Here is a 17,666-nt window from a genome sequence, read left to right on the forward strand (position 1 = left end):
GCCGATGTGCCAGCAGGACACCGGCGCCGCCCGCGCCGAGACCAGACCCAGACCCAGGGCCAGGCCCAGGGCAAGGTGGCTCCTGATCGCGGGCGCGGTCGCTCTGACGCTGATCCTCGGGGCCTCCGGCGCGGTGTTCACCAACACCAACTACCGGGTCGTCGGGTACGCACCGGAGTTCGCGCTGTGGTTCTCGGCCTGGCAGACCATCCCCCTTGTGATCGCGGTCTTCCGGCCGCTCACCGCCTGGTTGATCTACGCCCCGTCGTTACTGGTGCCACTCGTGGTGCGGCCGATCCACCCGTCAGAACCATGGCCGCTACTTCCGACCGCCCTGATCGCCTACCTGGTCGTGCAGTTCGCCCTCGCGCGAAGCCGGCGGTTGTTGGTGGTGGTGCCGTGCTGGTTCGTGATGGTCGTGGGCTACATGCTGGTCGCGGACACCGGCGAGCCCCGGTGGGACACCGGGCCGGACTTCACGCTGTTCGCGCTCCTGTCCGCGCTGGCGCTCGCGGTGGGCGCGGGCCTGCGGGTGTGGTCGCAGGCGCGGGCACGGCTGGCCGCTGAGGAGCGGCTGACCGCGGAGGAACGGTCCCGCCGGGAGCTGCTCGAGGAACGTGCCCGGATCGCCCGGGAGATGCACGACATCGTGGCCCACCACATGTCGATGATCGCCGTCCAGGCATCCACCGCCGCGTACCGTCTCCCGGATCTCCCGCCGGCGGCCGTGGAGGAGTTCGCGGCGATCGGCGGCGCGGCCCGCGAGTCGCTCACCGAGATGCGGCGCCTGCTGAAGGTGCTGCGTAACGAGGTCGACGACGCGCCGCGGGCACCCCAGCCTGGACTGGAACGCCTCGCCTCCCTGGTGGATGGCACTGTGCGCGCGGGTACGCCGGTGACGCTCAGCACCGTCGACCTTCCCGATGAAGTGCCGGAACTCGTGGGGCTCACCGCGTTCCGGGTCGTGCAGGAGGCACTCAGCAACGTCGTACGCCACGCTTCTGGCGCGCAGACCCGAGTCGAGGTGCGTGCTGACCGCACCGACCTTCGCATCGTCGTCGACAACGACCAGGCGCCCGGCTTCCGGGCACCGCTGGAGCCGACCGGTCCGGGGCACGGGCTCGCCGGCATGCGCGAGCGCGCGGCAATCGTCGGTGGCGAGGTGAGCGCCGGGCCGCGCGCTGATGGCGGCTTCACTGTCAAGGCACGCTTGCCGCTGCGGGCCGACGGGCCGGTGGAGGCCGGAGCGTCGGCCGGCCCTGCCGGTGCGGCGGCGGAGGCGGAAGAGGAGGAAGGCTCGTGAGGATCCGGGTGCTCGTGGTCGATGACCAGGCGATGGTGCGGGCCGGGTTCGCCGCGTTGCTCGCCGCCCAGCCCGACATCGAGGTGGTCGGCGACGCGGACAACGGGCGCGCCGGGGTCGCCGCGTCCCGCCGGCTGCACCCCGACGTGGTCCTCATGGACGTACGCATGCCCGAGATGGACGGTCTGGAGGCGGCCCGGCAGCTTCTCCGCCCGCCACCCGGAGTGGAGCACCGGCCGCGGGTGCTCATGCTCACGACGTTCGACATCGACGACTACGTGTACGAAGCGCTGCGCGCGGGCGCGAGCGGGTTCCTCCTCAAGGACGCGCCGCCGGCTGACCTGATCGCGGCGGTCCGCGTCGTCGCCGCGGGGGACGCGTTGCTGGCGCCCTCGGTGACGAGGCGGCTCATCGAGGAGTTCGCGCGCGCCCGGCCGGCCGTGCGAGCCCGATCACCGAAGCTCAACGCCCTGACCGCCCGGGAGCTGGAGGTGCTCACCCTCATCGCCCGGGGACTGTCGAACGCCGAGATCGCCGACCAGCTCGTCGTCGCCGAGCAGACGGTCAAGACCCACATCGGGCGGATCTTCACCAAGGTGGACCTACGTGACCGGGCGCAGGCGGTGGTTTTCGCGTACGAAAGCGGCCTGGTCACCGCGGGAGCCGACCAGCCCTGAGCCTGCCTGAACGCCTCGCGTGATCGGGCCGGCCGGGACGTGCCGGTTACGGACGGCCTGGGGGCAGGTCCCTCTGGCGCCATCCTCGGCCAGGTCGCTTACTCTGGCGGACCAGGGCCTACCTGGGAGCCAGGCCCCATGACAGCACTGCAGGGGGACACGAAGGCGCCAGTCTCGTACGTACCGTTCCGCCCCGATGCGGGCCGTACTCGATGGCCGGCTCGGAGTGGAAGGACACGCAACGGATGCCGCGTACCCCCCGAACGGTGCTCGCGTCGCTGGTGGCACTCCTCCTGGCGACCGGCGCAGCTCCCGCCGTCGAACCCTCGCTCGCGTCCACCGCGGTCGTCCATGACCTGCCCGGGTCGGCCGCCTGGCGCGCGGCCCGGTGGGAGGGCCTTCGGCTCCCGGACCCGGCGGCGACGCCCGAGACGGTGGCGCGGTTCTTCACCCAGGTGCCACCCACCGGTCAGCAGAACCTGCTCCAGCGCTTCCCGGACGTCGTCGGAAACCTCGACGGCGCGCCGTTGCTGCTCCGGTACGCCGCGAACCAACTGGCAGCGGCCCGCTCTGGCCTCAGCGGCTCGGAACTCGGGCGCCGGCAGGTGCTGGCCCTGGATCCGCGTGATCGTGGCCTGGCCGTCGAGGTCTTCGGAGATCTGCGGACCGCCACCAGGGTCGCGGTGATCGTGCCCGGTGCCGGATCAGACCTGCATCACCTCGACGGTGAAGGGGGAGTGGCGGCTGGTGCCCAGGCACTTCTCGAGGAGGCCGGGCGCCAGTGGCCGGGGACCCGGCTCGCCGTGATCGCGTGGGCCGGCTACGCCACGCCGGTCGATCCCGGGCTGGCCGCGATGGAGGGAGGCCTCGCCCGCGCGGGGGCGGCGCGGCTGGAGCGGTTCCTGGCCGGGCTGTCTGGATACACGTCCGCGCCGATCAGCCTGTTCTGTCACAGTTACGGTTCTGTCGTCTGCGGTATGACTCCGCTGCCCAGGCAGGTGCGTGACATCGTGGTACTCGGCAGCCCTGGGGTCCGCGCGCGGAGCGCGAAGGAGCTGGCACCCTCGGCGCGGGTGTGGGCGGCGCTGGCCGACGGGGACCCGATCCGCTGGCTTCCGCCGATACGCCTCGGTGACTACGGGCATGGCACCAACCCGGTCGATCCGTCGTTCGGTGCCCGGGTTGTCGTGACCTCGGGGGCCAGCGGTCACAGTGCGTACTTCGCGCCGGGTACGGAGTCGCTGCGCAACTTCGCCCGGATCGCGCTCGGTGACGCGCATGCCGTCACCCTGGCCGGCCCGTCCGATACACCGGTGTAATTCGGGGCGCTCAGTTCCCATCGGGGATGGGCCAGGGTCTTACCCGATGGCCGGCGTGGCCCCGGGCGGGACAGGATCGGGACATGACCGGAGGACCAGGTTTTCCCGCACCGGGTGTGCCGCCAGCGACCGCGCTCCGGGTCTCGGACGCCGAACGCGAGCAGGCGGTCGAACTGCTCCAGAACGCCTTCGCGGAGGGGCGGATCGACCACACCGAACTCGACCGCCGGATCGAAGGCGCCCTCGCCGCCCGCGATCGGGCCGACCTCTCCCATGCCTTGCGCGGTCTGCCGTTGTCCACGGGGATGCCGCACAATGCGACCAGCGCTGTCCAGACGCCGGGTGCCGGTGGCCCGACGCCGTCCGCGGACGAGCGCACCTGGGCGCTCATTGCCCACTGGTCGGGGCTGTTCACGCTGTTCGTCGTACCCGCACTGATCGCGGTGACGAAGGGCAAGGAGTCGGCGTTCGTCCGCGAGCAGGCGTGGGAGGCGGCGAACTTCAACCTCGCCTTCGTGGGTGCCAACATCGCGGTGGGGGTGGGCACCGCGATCACGTTCGGGATCGCCGGCCTGTTGTTCGTCCCGCTGCTGTTCGTGTGGCTGGTGCTGATGGGGGTCGGGGGCTTGTCGGCCGCCGCCGGCAACCGCTGGCGCTATCCCTGGAACGTCCGCCTGCTCGGCTGAGCGCGTCCGCTCCGCGCGACCTCTAAGTGGTCGCGGCGGCGAAACTCTGGACGCACGGTCGTACGAACACCGCGCACCCATTAGGGTCGCTGCGTGATGCGCGTGATCCCTGTGACCCGACAACTCCGCCGGGCCCGGCTCGCGGTAAGTGTCACCTTCCTCGTGCACGCGGCGATCTTCGCCACCTGGGCGCCGCGGATCCCGTCGATCAAGCAGGCCCTCAACCTCGACCATGAGGACCTCGGCATCGCGCTCGGCGGGCTTGCGATCGGCCTGCTGGTGGGCACCCGCCTGACCGGCCGGATCGAGAAGCGGGGACGCACGGGCGTGGCGATCCGCATTCTCCTGCCGGTCCAGGCGGTCGCGCTGATCGGCCCGGCGTTCGCCACCGACCTCGTCACGCTCACCGCGGCACTGGCGTTCCTCGGACTGCTCGGCGGGATGCTCGATGTCGCGATGAACGCCCACGCGGTCGCGGTCGAGCGGTTGTACGGCCGGCCGATCATGTCCGGCTTCCACGGACTGTGGAGCATGGGCGCGATGGGCGGATCGGCGGTGGCCGCGCTCGTCGCCCGCGCCGGTGTCGACGTCCACATCCACTTCGTCGTGGCGGGGATCGTGTGCGCGATCCTGAGCGCGCCGTTCCTCACCGGCCTGCTGAAGGGTGACCGCGAAGCCGCCATCACCGGACATCATGTCGAGCAGCCACAGAGCGGGCGACCTCCCGTCGGGATTCTCGTTGTGGTGATGCTGGCCCTGATGGGCTTCGGCTCCTTCGTCGGCGAGGGCGCGATCGCGGACTGGAGCGCGGTGTTCCTGCACGAGAGCCGGGACGCGTCGGTCGCGATGGCCGCGCTGGGGCTGTCAGTCTTCTCCGGTGCCATGACCGTGTCCCGCCTGATCGCTGACCGGGTGGGCGCGAAGTTCGGCCCGGTCTTCGTCGCCCGGGTGGGTGCGGCGCTCGGTGCGGTGGGGTACGTCATCTTCCTGCTGGTGCCGTCCGCGGAGATGGCGCTGGTGGGGTTCGCGATCGCGGGCTTCGGGATCGGCCCCGCGGTGCCGGTGGTCTTCAGCGCCGCGGGCAACACCCGCACCGCCCGGCGGGCGTCCGTGCTCGGACCCGTGGTCTCGGCCGGGTACGTCGGCTCTGTTGTCGGGCCGGTGGCGATCGGCGCGATCGCCCAGCACGTCGGGTTGACCTGGGCGCTGGCGATTCCGCTGGCGTTCGTCGTCCTGATCTTCTTCGCCGCGGGTCTGCTCGGGAGTGGCGCGGGGAGCAGCCAGGAGGAACTCAACCCCGACATCGCCATGTCCGCGCACGGGCCCGCGAACGCCGACGGCTGACCTCCGCGGGCCCGCGAGGCCGCGTGCGCGGACAGAGGACCGTCGATCAGCGTTGCCAGAGCGCGGTGGCGAACAGGCACCCGTGCTCGTTGCACATGCACGCAAGGTTCGACGCGAGGGGTTCTTCAGATCTGCTCGCGATCTGGGACAGGGCCGCTGGCCTTGCCTGGTTGTCATAGGTTTCTCGGTTTCTTAGCCGAGAAACCTATGACAACCCGGAGTTGGCGCCTGGTTTCTCAGCATCCGAAACGATTGGGTGTACGCCATGTGAGACGGGCCGAACCTCGCGCGGCATTTCCCCACGAAGCACGCTCAATTTTCCTTGCATGGTGACGACTTGCCGCGCGAGGTCCCAGCTGTCTCACATCGTGTACACCCAACAGCCCGGATGCTGACATGAATGCAAACCGTCCGGTCTGTGAGACAGCTGGGACCGTCGCGGTAAGGGATCGTGGGACTTGTCCGAAGGATCGACACCCCCTCCACGCGGAGAAGCTCCGGACAGCGAAAAACGCCCACCGCTTGCGCGAAGCGTGGGCGATTTCCGCAAGTTGATCATGAACGAGCTGAGAGTCGTCCGGTAAGCCATCCGAAAATGTAGACGGCTCAAGGGTGAGTTCCACCGAGCCTTGAGTAGATGACCAGGTTCGGTTCGAAAGTGGTCATCTACTCAAGGTTCAATCTGCGAGCCCATGGTCCGGGCCCCCTCTCACAGAGCGCCCGCCATCGCGAGCAGACGCCTGGGGAATGCGAGTTTGCATAGAGCCTCGATTGTGGGACGCGGGCATCATCAGGCCTCAGATGCGGCGGTGCACTCAGATGCGGGCGGCCCACTCAGACTCGGCGCCCTCGTGCAGCGCCGCGTACACCCGGTCGCGCAACTGGTTGGCTTCGACGTCCGTCAGTGTCCTGTCGAGGGCGCGCAACACCAGCCTGACAAGGATGTTCCGCTGGCCGGGTGCGATGCCGAGCCGGGACCGCGCGCCCGCCGGCAGGTCGTCGTACCCCGTCTCGGAGATCAGGTCCACCGACTCCGCGACATCCGCGTCAGCACCCAACGCCGCACGCACCCGGTCGCCCAGGAGTTCCACCGAGACGTCGACGTCCGAGCCGACGACGACGGAAAGGTCACGACGAACGGGCGGCATGTGCGACACGGTGTGGTACGCCGACAGGTCGAGCATCTGGGCCGCCACCCGCGGGTCTGCCGACCGGAGCAGCCTGATGTCGGGGATGCCCTTCGCCAACATCAGAAGACGATCCAGGCCGAGTCCCATCGCCAGACCGCTCCACGGAGGGACGGCGAGCCCGGCGCCGGCGAGAACGGTCGGCGCCGCCAACCCACACTCGCCGATCTCGATCCACTGCTCGTGCCACCAGACGTTGATCTCGCGGCCGTTGCGGGTGTACGGATGCACCTTCGGGATCGTCCGCCATCGACTGCCGGGCAGCACCGCGTCGACGACCAGCCCGATCATCTCGTCCAGATCGGCGTCGTCACAGGCAGGTCCCCGGCGAATCCGCCACAGGTCCAGCTGTTGCGGCGTACCCGTGTGCTGCCAGTCGACGCTGTCGCGCCGGTAGCAGACGCCCGAGCAGGCAAGGACTACGTCGTCCACGTCGCCCAAGCCGTCCATGTCGCCCGGGGAACCGTCGGCGCCGGCGGCGCTGGTGTCGCGGGCGAGGGTCCGCAGCGCCCCCGGTATGAGGGCCGAGCTGTGGCTACGCAGGACATGGGTGTCGTCGACGTACCTCGTGTAACGCTCCTCCCGCGTCACCGCGTCGGATGCGTAGCCGAGATGGTCGTAGTTGTCCGCCACGTGGACGGCCGGATGGTCGCGTACCACCCGGGTCTGACACTTCCAGGCGTCCGCCAGGGCGGCGACGAGGTTGTCAAGGACGGCTTGCATGGCATGGGGCCCCTGGGCGGGGTCGCTCAGGTCACGGACGGCGAGGCACTGGCGGAGCTCGTCGTCAGAAAGCACGGTGGGCATGGGGATTCTCCTCGAAGAGCTGCACGGCGGGGTGAAAGAACCGGGGCTTACACACCCCGGCCGGCCGCGGAGAACTCGCGAGGAGAGGAACGGCGCCAAGACCTGGCTGGTGAGAGGTGGGAACGGCGTTCGAGCAGACGTGCTCAGGCCACCAGGCGTCGACGACTCACCCCGACGGCACCGCTGTGCCGGCCGGGGCGACGAAATCGCCGACTGAGACAACCCACGAGTTCCACCCTAGGGGAGACTCACGGATCCGGCCAGCTCGGCGGGCGGCCTCGTCCCTGAGCCGGACTCATCCTTGAGGCGGACCCACGCGCGGCGAAACTCCGCCTGCCGGTCCATGGGTTTGTCCGCGCCGTCCCCTACGGTGAGGAAGGTCACGGATCTGGCGACTGGAGGAGCGCATGGCACGGATCGAGGCGACCAACCTCGGTAAACGATACGGCTCGAAGCTCGCCGTCGACGACCTCTCATTCACGGTCGAGCCCGGTGTCGTGACCGGCTTCCTCGGCCCGAATGGCGCGGGCAAGTCGACGACGATGCGGCTGATGCTCGAGCTCGACCATGGCGCGGGCCGGACACTGTTCGACGGGAAGCTCTACCGCGACCTCCGCCACCCGATGCGCCAGGTGGGTGCCGTCCTGGAGGCGAAGGCGTTCCACCCGACGCGCACGGCGCGCAACCACCTGCTGATGCTCGCGTCGGCCAACGGCATCCCGCGCCAGCGGGTCGACGAGGTGCTGGGGTATGTCGGGCTCTCGGACGTCGCCGGCAAGAAGCCCAAGACTTTCTCCCTCGGGATGGCCCAGCGACTCGGTCTCGCGTCCGCGCTCCTCGGCGACCCGCACACCCTGATCCTCGACGAGCCGGCGAACGGTCTCGACCCGCAGGGCATCACCTGGCTCCGCACCTTCCTCAAGAACTACGCGTCCCTCGGCAAGTCGGTGTTCGTGTCGAGCCACCTCCTGCAGGAGATGGCGTTGATGGCCGACCGGCTTGTCGTGATCGGGCGGGGCCGGCTCATCGCCGCCGGCAGCGTCGACGACTTCCGTCGTTCCGTGTCGAGCACGACCGTCCTGGTGCGCACACCCCAGACCGACCAACTCGCCCGGGTCCTGCTGGAGGAGCGGGCCGAGGTGCAGCCGCAGCCTGACGGCGCCCTCCTCGTCACCGGACCCGACCAGGCGAAGGTGGGGGAGCTGGCGTTCTCCGCGGGGGTCGTCCTTCACGAGCTCACGACCCGCACGGCCACGCTCGAGGAGGCGTTCCTCGAGGCGACCGGCGGGGCGCAGGAGTACGTCGCGCAGGTGGGTTGGGGAGCCGCACCACCACCCGGCGGACCAGGCATCCCACCCGGCGGGCCATACGCCGGGCCGGCCGGCGGACCCTACGCGACTCCACCAGGCGGGCCGTACGCACCAGGACCGGGTGTGGCACCACCCGGCACCTATGCCGCGCCGCCCAACTTCCACGGCGGCCAGCCTTCTGACCTTCCGCCCGGCCCGCACCAGGGCTCTGCTCCTTCGACGCCCGCTGGAGGCGACCGATGATCGACGCCCTGCGCTTTGAGTGGGTCCGCCTGCGCACCCTGCGTTCGACCTACTGGCTCACCGGACTCGCGCTGGTCCTGAGTGCCGCCGTGGCAGGACTCGTGGCCTACTTCTCCCGGGACGACCGGATCAGCGGCGAGCTTGCCGGCGTCATCCTGACCGGCGGCACGTCCTTCAGCCCGCTGCCGTTCACAGCGCTCTTCATGGGAATCTTCGGCGTCTTCGCCTTCGGCCACGAATACCGCCACGGCCTGATCCTCCCGACGCTGGCGGCCGTGCCGCGCCGGGGAGTGCTGGTGCTCGCCAAAGTCGTGATGGTCGTCGTGTGGTCGTTGGTCGTGGCCGTCGTGGGCGTCGCTCTGAACTGGACGCTCGCGCGGGTGCTGTCCGGCCAGTCGCTTCCGCTGACCGAAGACCCCGTGCGCCCCGCGCTGGTGGGTTACCTCTGCTTCGTCGCGCTGTGGGGACTGCTCGGGCTCGGGCTCGGAAGCCTGCTCCGCAACCTGCCGGCCGCGATGGTCCTGCTGTTCGTCGTTCCGCTGGTCGTCGAACCCCTGATCAGCGCCCTCAGCATGCTGCCGGCGTTGGAGCCCATTCGCGAGTACGTCTACTACCTGCCGTTCAACGCGGGCAAGGCGATGGCACAGACGTTCGACATGGACGCGATCACGGGTGGCCAGGAGACCGGCATGCCAGCCGTTCCGAGCCGGCTGACCAGCGGGCTGACGTTCACCGCATGGGTCGTGCTCGTCCTGGGGTCGGCGACCGCGCTCTTCCACAAGCGGGACGCCTGAGGGGCCCCGCCGGATCAGGAAACTCACGAGGACCCCTGCGTCTTGATCCACGCCGATCGTGGCTGGACGCAGGGGTCCCGTCGTTCTCGGGACCAAAGAGTGAGACGATCGATGCGCATCTGACCAGCGTTGATCTGATTCGGAGGCGACAGTGACGTCGGTGCCGAGCGTCTCGTACTCCATCACCGTGCGACTCGAAGTGCCCGCGGGCGGTCGGGCGGTGAGCGAGCTCACCGCTGCGGTCGAGCACGCGGCCGGCATCGTTACCGCCCTCGACGTCACCGCGTCCGGGCACGAGCGGCTGCGCATCGACGTCACCTGCGCGGCCACCGACACCGCCCACGCCGACCGGCTCGTCGAGGTGCTGCGCGGCGTCACCGGGGTCACCATCCACAAGGTGTCCGACCGGACGTTCCTCATGCACCTCGGCGGCAAGATCGAGATGCAGGCCAAGCACCCGATCCGCAACCGCGACGACCTTTCGATGATCTACACGCCGGGTGTCGCGCGGGTCTCGCAGGCGATCGCCGCCAACCCCGACGACGCCCGCCGGCTCACGATCAAGCGCAACAGCGTCGCCGTCGTCACCGACGGCTCGGCGGTGCTCGGGCTCGGCAACATCGGTCCGCGGGCGGCGTTGCCGGTGATGGAGGGCAAGGCCGCGTTGTTCAAGCGGTTCGCCGGCATCGATGCCTGGCCGATCTGCCTCGACACGCAGGACGTCGACACGATCGTCGAGGTCGTCCGCGCCATCGCGCCGGGATTCGCCGGCATCAACCTCGAGGACATCTCCGCGCCGCGCTGCTTCGAGGTCGAACGCCGGCTGCGGGATCTGCTCGACATCCCGGTCTTCCACGACGACCAGCACGGCACCGCGATCGTCGTCCTGGCCGCCCTCACCAACGCCCTCCGCATCGTCGGCAAGGACCTCGCCCAGACGCGCATCGTCCTGTCGGGCGCGGGCGCCGCGGGCAGCGCGATCCTGCGGTTGCTGTTCCGGGCAGGGGCGAAGGACGTCGTGGTGGCCGACGTCCAGGGCGTGATCCATGCCGGCCGCGACGGCCTGTCGCCGGAGCTGCGGTGGATCGCCGAGCGGACCAACCATGCGCAGTACGCCGGTGACCTGCACGGTGCGGTCGCGGGCGCCGACGTCTTCATCGGGGTCTCGGCACCCAGCATCCTCACCGGCGCCGACATCGCGACCATGAGCCCCGGCGCGATTGTCTTCGCCCTGGCCAATCCCGAGCCCGAGGTCGATCCCGCCGAGGCCCGCGAACACGCGACCGTGGTCGCCACCGGCCGGAGCGACTTCCCCAACCAGATCAACAACGTCCTCGCCTTCCCCGGCGTCTTCCGCGGCCTCCTCGACGCGCACAGCCACCACGTCGACGAGGGGATGCTGGTCGCGGCCGCGCAGGCGATCGCCAATGTTGTGACCGAGGACGAACTCAACGCCAACTACATCATCCCGAGCGTGTTCCACCCAGACGTCCACAACGCGGTCGCCGCCGCCGTGCGCGACGCGGTCGCCGCGACGGCGAGCTGAGCGCGCGGGCGCGACCCCTGCTGGCGCGAGGGATCCTGTGATGGCCCGGGTGGCTTGGTGGGCGGCGTTCGTCCTCGCCTGCGGGCTCAACCTCTTCGGCCTCTATGCGCCCACCCAACCCGGTCCGGCGATGTTCGTACTACCGCACGCCGACAAGCTGGCGCACCTGATGATCTTCGGCGCCGTCGCGTGGACCGGTCGTCAGGTACGCCTGAACGGATGGCTGTTGGGCGGCGTCCTGGTGGTCCACGCGGTGACCAGCGAGATCATCCAGGGCGCGCTCCTGCCGCAACGCTCCGGGGAGGTTGGTGATCTCGTGGCCGACCTCGTGGGTATCGCGCTGGGCCTTGGCGCCGCCACCCTCACAACCCGATGGCGGCCAACCGGCCCAGAACCTCGTGACAAGTCGCTGGACGCGGGATCATGAGGATATGAGCCGGGTTTCCTACACCGGGCAGTTGCTCGTAGCGACTCCTGCCCTCCGCGATCCCAACTTCACCCGGACCGTCGTACTCATCCTCGACCACGACGGCGACGGGGCGCTCGGGGTGGTGGTCAACCGTCCGACCGAACTCCCCGTGACGTCCGTGCTCGCGCCGTGGAACGACCTCGTGTGCGAGCCCGACGTGCTGTTCCAGGGCGGTCCGGTGGCGACTGACTCCGCGCTCGCGCTCGCGGAGGTGCCCGCGGAGGTCGATGCCGAGCCGCTCGGATGGCGCCGGCTCTACGGCCGGCTCGGCCTGGTCGACCTCGACGCGCCGCCGGAGCTACTGGCCGGGGGAGTGCGGGGCATGCGGGTCTTCGCGGGATACTCCGGCTGGTCACCGGGCCAGCTCGAGGCCGAGGTCAAAGACGGCGGATGGTACGTCGTGGAATCCGAGCCAGGCGACGTCTTCACCCTTGACCCGCCCGGACTCTGGCGGCGGGTTCTCCGGCGCCAGCGGGACGAGCTCGCCCTGGTCGCGACCTTCCCGGACGACCCCCTGATGAACTAACCGGCAGTTGGTCAGGCGAGCGGGGCCGGGGCTTGGAGCGACGGGCCAAGCGGGCCTGACACTAGACTTTGCGGCGTGAGTACCCAGCTGAGTCCCGGTGCCGAGACGATCGAGGAAACCCGCACGGTTCCGTCACACGGTGATGACGGTGACCACGAGCGGTTCTCCCACTACGTACCCAAGGAGAAGCTTGTCGAGGCGATGGTCACCGGCACCCCGGTGATCGCGCTCTGCGGCAAGGTCTGGGTGCCCAGTCGAGACCCGGAAAAATACCCCGTCTGCCCCGAGTGCAAGGAGATCTGGGACGGCCTCCCCAAGGGTGGCGGCGGCGGTGACGGGGACGGCGGCGGCGACGCCTGAGCCCTTCGGCCCTACGCCGCCTCCTCCCACTGGCGGCGGCGTTCCTGATCGGCGCAGACAGCTTCCCAGGCGTTGCGACGGGCGGCATTCACGTCGAAGCCGGGAACGCGTGCGGTCACGTGTCTGACCACCGTGCGCGCGGTGTCGGCCAGGGTACGGTGCGGGGACGACGGGAGCGGTGACCGGAAGTCCTTCACCGGTCCATACACGGCAGAGCGGGCCATGGCGACTCCTCATGGGAACCTCCGTCGAGGGTGAAGCACGCCGCCGGTATCACCGGCAGCACCTACCGACGGGTGCCTCTCCTGGCGATGGTTCCCGCGCCGTGTTGCCGGCTCGTTGCGCGCTGGTCAATCCTGCTCGACAACAAGGCCCATTCAGGGTTGACCGGGTGATTGTGCCCGCGTACGCGCCTCAGACTTGACCTGGCTCGCGACCGGAGCACGGCGGGCGGTGCTCGCGCGACGCCGGGTCGGGCGCCTGGTCACGTTCACCGCGAGGTCAACCACGTCGTTCCACTGCTGCCGCCGCTGGAGGTCAGCGCACACGGCCTCCCAGGCATTGCGCTGCGCGGCACCGCCATCGAAGCCGGGTACCCGGGCCGCCACCTGCCCGAGAACTCGCCTGGCGGTCTCCATCAGGCCGTACGGCGCGGGCGTTGACGGCGTGGATCCAGGCGTCGATGCGGCATCGTCGACCATCGCTACTCCTCATGAGTCCCCCCCGGCCGCAGCGTGCTGCCCGGTCGGTCCAAGCTCGATATTCCCCACTCTGTGTTGCCCGACGGTTACGGAATGGTCAAGCCTGGCCAAGGTTGGTGGGACGGCCCGGCCACAGGCCGACTGCCTACCGACTGTTGGGCAATCGCGTACTGACTGTGTGCCGACTCTGTACCGACCGCGTGGTGATGGATCCCTTTGTCAGGGGTTCGGGTTAGGCTCGCGTCCGGCCCGCCAGTGATCGCCGTTGATGATCTCGAGTCCTGCCCAGACCAGTTGACCGGAAGGACGTGTGTGAGTACGCCTGCGTCGACGAGTGAGCTCCGTCAACGCCGAGCTGCGAGTGCGTGGGGCATCCTGCGTGCCTGGCAGCAGGAAGCCCTCGAGAGCTATACGTCCACCAGCCCCCGCGACTTCCTCGCGGTCGCGACGCCCGGAGCGGGCAAGACGACGTTCGCCCTCACGATCGCGGCCGACCTCCTGGCCCGCAGGGTCGTCGAGCGCGTGATCGTCGTGACGCCCACGGAGCACCTCAAGCGACAGTGGGCCGACGCCGCGGACCGGGGCGGGATCGCGCTCGATCCGGCGTTCTCCGGACGTAAGGGACGCACGAGCCGTGACTACGACGGCGTGGTGGTGACCTACGCCGGTGTGGCCGCCGCCACCCTCGCGCTGCGGGTCCGGTGCGAGCGGTTCAAGACGATGGTGATCCTCGACGAGATCCACCATGCTGCCGACGCGCTCACCTGGGGCGACGCGGTGCGGGAGGCGTTCGAGCCGGCGACGCGTCGACTCTCCCTGACCGGCACCCCGTTTCGCAGTGACGCCAACCCGATCCCGTTCGTGACGTACGCGCCCGATGACGACGGCGTCCCGCGCAGCCTCTCCGACTACAGCTACGGCTACGGCCGGGCGCTGGCCGACGGGGTGGTCCGGCCGGTGCTCTTCATGGCCTACTCCGGCGGCGTGCGGTGGCGCACCAGCGCCGGCGACGAGGTGGCGGCGCGGCTCGGCACCCCGCTCACCAAGGACATGGCGGCACAGGCCTGGCGGACCGCCCTCGACCCGGCCGGCGACTGGATCCAGAAGGTGCTGCGGGCGGCCGACACCCGCCTGACCGAGGTACGCCGGCACGTGCCCGACGCCGGCGGCCTAGTGATCGCCACCGACCAGGACACGGCCCGGGCGTACGCCAAGATCATCCGGCAGATCACCGGGGAAGGTCCCACCGTCGTTCTGTCCGACGAAGCCACCGCCAGCAAGCGGATCGGGGAGTTCGCCGAATCTGACAGTCGCTGGATGGTCGCCGTCCGGATGGTGAGTGAGGGCGTCGACGTGCCCAGGCTGTCCGTCGGTGTCTACGCGACGGCCACCCAGACGCCGTTGTTCTTCGCCCAGGCGGTCGGACGTTTCGTGCGGGCCCGGCGCCGCGGTGAGACGGCCTCGCTGTTCCTGCCGACCGTGCCCGTGCTGCTCCGGCATGCCGCCGAGATGGAGGTCGTACGCGACCACGCCCTCGGGCGGCCGGTGCGCGACGACGAGGACATCTTCGCGGCCGAAGACCAGCTCCTCGCCGAAGCCAACCGCAGCGACTCCTCCGCCGACCTGCTGGAGGAGAAGAAGTTCAAGGCGCTGGAGTCTGACGCGGCGTTCGACCGGCTGGTCTACGACGGCAACGAGTTTGGCGGGGAGCTTGGCGAAGACGAGACGGAGTTCCTCGGGATTCCCGGCCTGCTGGAGCCAGACCAGGTGACCGAACTACTTCGCCGGCGCCGCGACACCAACGGCAGCGAGGCGCCGCGGTCCGCCCGGATCTCCGCCGAGCCCGCGCGGGAGGCGGCGCCACCGGCGGCGGACGTGAACGAGACGGCGTACGAACGGCTCGGCGTGCTCCGGCGCGAGCTCAACGGCCTCGTCGCCGCCTGGCACCACCGTACCGGGCAGCCGCACGGCGTCATCCACGCGGAGCTGCGCCGGGCATGCGGTGGGCCGCCCGCGGTTGCCGCGTCGGCCGAGCAGTTGCAGGCGCGCATCGACATGATCCGCTCGTGGGCGGTGGCCCGGCGTTCCTAGCGTGGCCGCCGGGGCCCGGCGTTCATGGCGCGGCCTTCACAGTGTGACCCCGCCCGCGGCGTCGTTCGCGACCTTGGCGAGCAGCGGAAGGACCCGGGGAGCGACCTGAGTGGCCAGCGCGATCACGGTGGAGGTGCGGACGATGCCTTCGAACGCGAGCACGTCGTCGATCACGCGTTGCAGGTCGGCGTTAGAGCGCGCGACCAGGCGCACCATCATGTCGGCTGGTCCGGTGATCGTGTAGGCCTCGTGCACCTCCGGGATCCGCGCGAGGTGGTCGGCCACCGATTTGTGCCCCACGCCCTGCCGTAGCTCCAACGTTGCGAACGCCGAGACGTCATAGCCGAGTGCGGCGGGGTCCAGCTCGGGCCCGAACCCCCGGATGACTCCCGTGCGGACCATCCGATCGAGCCTGGCCTGCACGGTGCCGCGGGCGACACCGAGCCGACGCGAAGCCTCGAGCACGCCGACCCGTGGCTCGCGAGTGAAGACGTCGACGATACGGGCGTCGAGTGGGTCGACGGGCGACGCCATGGCATTCCCCTCCACCGGGTGTGGGCTCTGTGCTGTCTGGGCAGTATGGCGAGCAGGACAGCCCGATTGCTAGGCATCTTGTCCAAGCCAATCGGTATCAGTTGCGCATCCTGTATGACATCGACCAGGCTCGAGGCAACGGAAGGTCTGGGGAGGACCAGGAGGTCGCCGAGATGTCTGTCACGGATCCCATGCGAGCCCACCTGACCGAGGACGAGCGGACCGCCGACCTCCGTCTGGACCAGCTCCGCCAACTCGTCGGACTGGTCGACTACGACGTCTCGCGTGACCCGTTCCCCGTCACGGGTATGGACGCCATCGTCTTCTGGGTCGGCAACGCCACCCAGGCCGCCGCGTACTACCAGCTCGCCTTCGGCATGGACCTGGTGGCCTACGCGGGCCCGGAGACCGGGGTGCGCGATCGGCGGTCGTACGTCCTGCGGTCGGGCTCGGCGAGGTTCGTGCTCGAAGGCGGTGCGTCTCCCGACAGTCCGATCCTCGATCATCACCGCCGCCACGGCGACGGTGTGGTGGACCTCGCGCTGGAGGTGCCGGACGTCGACCGGTGCGTCGCACACGCCCGCGCGCAGGGCGCGACGATCCTCGAGGAGCCGTACGACGAAACCGACGAGCACGGGACGGTACGCCGCGCGGCGATCGCGGCGTACGGCGACACCCGGCACACCCTCGTCGACCGGTCGCGGTATCACGGCCCCTACCTGCCGGGGTTCGCCGAGCGGGCGGCGACCGTCACCCGACCGGCCGGCCACCCGAAGCGGATCTTCCAGGCCGTCGACCACTGCGTCGGCAACGTCGAGCTCGGCAGGATGGACTACTGGGTGGAGTTCTACAACCGGGTCATGGGTTTTGTGAACCTGGCGGAGTTCGTCGGTGACGACATCGCGACCGAGTATTCGGCGTTGATGAGCAAGGTCGTCGCCAACGGCAACCACCGGGTGAAATTCCCGCTCAACGAGCCCGCCATCGCCAAGAAGAAGAGCCAGATCGACGAGTACCTTGAGTTCTACAACGGGCCGGGTTGCCAGCACATAGCTCTCGCCACCTCCGACATCCTCGGCGCCGTCGATCTCCTCCGGGAGAACGGCGTCGAATTCCTGCCGACGCCCGCGTCCTATTACGAGGACCCGGAGCTGCGAGCGCGGATCGGTAAGGTGCGGGTGCCGATCGAGGAACTCCAAAGGCGTGGCATTCTCGTCGACCGTGACGAGGACGGTTATCTCCTGCAGATCTTCACCAAACCGATAGGCGACCGCCCGACGGTGTTCTACGAGTTGATCGAACGCCATGGCTCGCTGGGGTTTGGAAAGGGTAATTTCAAGGCGCTCTTCGAGGCGATCGAGCGGGAGCAGGAACGCCGCGGAAATCTCTGAGCCGCCCCGCGCTGCTCTCCTTGGTCGGTCCGCCGCCGGGTTGTGTGATTCCCACCTCGCGCCGCGACAGCTTCAGGTTTGGCCGCAATGTGAGACAAGGCGGGCATTGTCTCACGTCGTGTACACCTTCTCCGGTGCGAGGCGCGGCATGTCCCCACCAGGCAAGGCAAATTTGCCGCGTGGCGTTGGGACTTGCCGCGTGAGGTCTACCAAAGGGTGTACGCAATGTGAGACAGAACCCTGGTTTCTCATTATCCGATACACCCGGGTGTACGCCATTCGAGACAGCCGCCACCTCACGCGGCATGCCCCCACGAAGCACGCTCAATTCGCCTTGCTTGGTGACGACTCGCCGCAACGAGAACCCGAACTGGCCTC

At 69.5% G+C, this 17,666-nt stretch carries 17 protein-coding genes; 13 read left to right on the forward strand and 4 right to left on the reverse strand.

Annotated elements, in window-relative coordinates; all coding sequences use genetic code 11:
* Positions 1-4 precede the first annotated feature (4 nt).
* The 5 genes from B141_RS40800 (at position 5) to B141_RS40810 (ending at position 5,329) form a co-directional block, all read left to right on the forward strand.
* Positions 5-1,303 carry a sensor histidine kinase gene (locus tag B141_RS40800; protein WP_020576048.1) on the forward strand — a complete coding sequence of 433 codons (1,299 nt, stop codon included), beginning with the start codon at positions 5-7 and terminating at the stop codon, positions 1,301-1,303.
* On the forward strand, positions 1,300-1,980 hold the full coding sequence (locus B141_RS0115280) for a response regulator (RefSeq protein WP_020576049.1): 681 nt from the start codon (positions 1,300-1,302) through the stop codon (positions 1,978-1,980). Before B141_RS40800 ends, B141_RS0115280 begins: the two co-directional genes overlap by 4 nt.
* Before the next feature lie 245 nt (positions 1,981-2,225).
* The gene (locus tag B141_RS40805) at positions 2,226-3,299 is read left to right on the forward strand and encodes an alpha/beta hydrolase (protein ID WP_020576050.1); all 1,074 of its coding nucleotides are present in this window, start codon (positions 2,226-2,228) and stop codon (positions 3,297-3,299) included.
* A gap of 83 nt (positions 3,300-3,382) precedes the next feature.
* Positions 3,383-3,985, forward strand: coding sequence for a DUF1707 and DUF4870 domain-containing protein (locus B141_RS0115290; protein ID WP_020576051.1), 603 nt, complete (start codon positions 3,383-3,385; stop codon positions 3,983-3,985).
* A 96-nt stretch (positions 3,986-4,081) separates the two neighbouring features.
* Positions 4,082-5,329: an MFS transporter gene (locus tag B141_RS40810; protein WP_020576052.1), complete on the forward strand. Its 1,248-nt coding sequence runs from the start codon at positions 4,082-4,084 to the stop codon at positions 5,327-5,329.
* Between the two features lie 815 nt (positions 5,330-6,144).
* On the opposite strand, the gene srmL is transcribed toward B141_RS40810, so the two are convergent.
* Positions 6,145-7,323 carry a PheS-related mystery ligase SrmL gene (srmL, locus tag B141_RS0115300; protein ID WP_020576053.1) on the reverse strand — a complete coding sequence of 393 codons (1,179 nt, stop codon included), beginning with the start codon at positions 7,321-7,323 and terminating at the stop codon, positions 6,145-6,147.
* Positions 7,324-7,730: 407 nt separating this feature from the next.
* On the opposite strand from srmL, the gene B141_RS0115310 reads away from it, so the two are divergent.
* The 6 genes from B141_RS0115310 (at position 7,731) to B141_RS0115335 (ending at position 12,571) form a co-directional block, all read left to right on the forward strand.
* Complete coding sequence (locus B141_RS0115310) at positions 7,731-8,876, forward strand: ATP-binding cassette domain-containing protein (protein WP_020576055.1); 1,146 nt, start codon at positions 7,731-7,733, stop codon at positions 8,874-8,876.
* Positions 8,873-9,670: an ABC transporter permease gene (locus B141_RS45660; protein WP_020576056.1), complete on the forward strand. Its 798-nt coding sequence runs from the start codon at positions 8,873-8,875 to the stop codon at positions 9,668-9,670. Before B141_RS0115310 ends, B141_RS45660 begins: the two co-directional genes overlap by 4 nt.
* Positions 9,671-9,821: 151 nt before the next feature.
* A complete protein-coding gene (locus tag B141_RS0115320; protein ID WP_020576057.1) occupies positions 9,822-11,216 on the forward strand; it encodes an NAD-dependent malic enzyme in 1,395 nt (464 codons plus the stop codon).
* 40 nt (positions 11,217-11,256) lie between these two features.
* Positions 11,257-11,643, forward strand: coding sequence for a VanZ family protein (locus B141_RS40820; protein WP_020576058.1), 387 nt, complete (start codon positions 11,257-11,259; stop codon positions 11,641-11,643).
* A gap of 4 nt (positions 11,644-11,647) precedes the next feature.
* Positions 11,648-12,211, forward strand: coding sequence for a YqgE/AlgH family protein (locus B141_RS0115330; RefSeq protein ID WP_020576059.1), 564 nt, complete (start codon positions 11,648-11,650; stop codon positions 12,209-12,211).
* A gap of 75 nt (positions 12,212-12,286) precedes the next feature.
* On the forward strand, positions 12,287-12,571 hold the full coding sequence (locus tag B141_RS0115335; RefSeq protein ID WP_020576060.1) for a DUF3039 domain-containing protein: 285 nt from the start codon (positions 12,287-12,289) through the stop codon (positions 12,569-12,571).
* A gap of 11 nt (positions 12,572-12,582) precedes the next feature.
* Here the strand turns inward: B141_RS0115335 and B141_RS0115340 are convergent, their stop codons facing one another.
* Complete coding sequence (locus B141_RS0115340; protein WP_020576061.1) at positions 12,583-12,795, reverse strand: hypothetical protein; 213 nt, start codon at positions 12,793-12,795, stop codon at positions 12,583-12,585.
* A gap of 153 nt (positions 12,796-12,948) precedes the next feature.
* Positions 12,949-13,272, reverse strand: coding sequence for a hypothetical protein (locus B141_RS0115345; protein ID WP_020576062.1), 324 nt, complete (start codon positions 13,270-13,272; stop codon positions 12,949-12,951).
* Positions 13,273-13,584: 312 nt separating this feature from the next.
* Here B141_RS0115345 and B141_RS0115350 point away from each other — a divergent pair, with 312 nt between their 5' ends.
* The gene (locus B141_RS0115350) at positions 13,585-15,363 is read left to right on the forward strand and encodes a DEAD/DEAH box helicase (RefSeq protein ID WP_020576063.1); all 1,779 of its coding nucleotides are present in this window, start codon (positions 13,585-13,587) and stop codon (positions 15,361-15,363) included.
* 36 nt (positions 15,364-15,399) lie between these two features.
* Here B141_RS0115350 and B141_RS0115355 read toward each other — a convergent pair whose 3' ends face one another.
* Complete coding sequence (locus B141_RS0115355; protein WP_020576064.1) at positions 15,400-15,897, reverse strand: Lrp/AsnC family transcriptional regulator; 498 nt, start codon at positions 15,895-15,897, stop codon at positions 15,400-15,402.
* 173 nt (positions 15,898-16,070) lie between these two features.
* On the opposite strand from B141_RS0115355, the gene hppD reads away from it, so the two are divergent.
* The gene (hppD, locus tag B141_RS0115360; protein ID WP_026257250.1) at positions 16,071-17,288 is read left to right on the forward strand and encodes a 4-hydroxyphenylpyruvate dioxygenase; all 1,218 of its coding nucleotides are present in this window, start codon (positions 16,071-16,073) and stop codon (positions 17,286-17,288) included.
* Positions 17,289-17,666: the final 378 nt, after the last annotated feature.

It is taken from the genome of Actinopolymorpha alba DSM 45243 (genome assembly GCF_000373925.1).
Taxonomy (GTDB): Bacteria; Actinomycetota; Actinomycetes; order Propionibacteriales; family Actinopolymorphaceae; genus Actinopolymorpha; species Actinopolymorpha alba.

Coding starts and splice junctions, on each gene's coding strand:
- B141_RS40800 (WP_020576048.1), top strand. CDS start 5: ATGTGCCAGCAGGACACCGGCGCCGCCCGCGCCGAGACCAGACCCAGA.
- B141_RS40805 (WP_020576050.1), top strand. CDS start 2,226: ATGCCGCGTACCCCCCGAACGGTGCTCGCGTCGCTGGTGGCACTCCTC.
- B141_RS0115290 (WP_020576051.1), top strand. CDS start 3,383: ATGACCGGAGGACCAGGTTTTCCCGCACCGGGTGTGCCGCCAGCGACC.
- B141_RS40810 (WP_020576052.1), top strand. CDS start 4,082: ATGCGCGTGATCCCTGTGACCCGACAACTCCGCCGGGCCCGGCTCGCG.
- srmL (WP_020576053.1), bottom strand. CDS start 7,323: ATGCCCACCGTGCTTTCTGACGACGAGCTCCGCCAGTGCCTCGCCGTC.
- B141_RS0115310 (WP_020576055.1), top strand. CDS start 7,731: ATGGCACGGATCGAGGCGACCAACCTCGGTAAACGATACGGCTCGAAG.
- B141_RS45660 (WP_020576056.1), top strand. CDS start 8,873: ATGATCGACGCCCTGCGCTTTGAGTGGGTCCGCCTGCGCACCCTGCGT.
- B141_RS40820 (WP_020576058.1), top strand. CDS start 11,257: ATGGCCCGGGTGGCTTGGTGGGCGGCGTTCGTCCTCGCCTGCGGGCTC.
- B141_RS0115330 (WP_020576059.1), top strand. CDS start 11,648: ATGAGCCGGGTTTCCTACACCGGGCAGTTGCTCGTAGCGACTCCTGCC.
- B141_RS0115340 (WP_020576061.1), bottom strand. CDS start 12,795: ATGGCCCGCTCTGCCGTGTATGGACCGGTGAAGGACTTCCGGTCACCG.
- B141_RS0115345 (WP_020576062.1), bottom strand. CDS start 13,272: ATGGTCGACGATGCCGCATCGACGCCTGGATCCACGCCGTCAACGCCC.
- B141_RS0115355 (WP_020576064.1), bottom strand. CDS start 15,897: ATGGCGTCGCCCGTCGACCCACTCGACGCCCGTATCGTCGACGTCTTC.
- hppD (WP_026257250.1), top strand. CDS start 16,071: ATGTCTGTCACGGATCCCATGCGAGCCCACCTGACCGAGGACGAGCGG.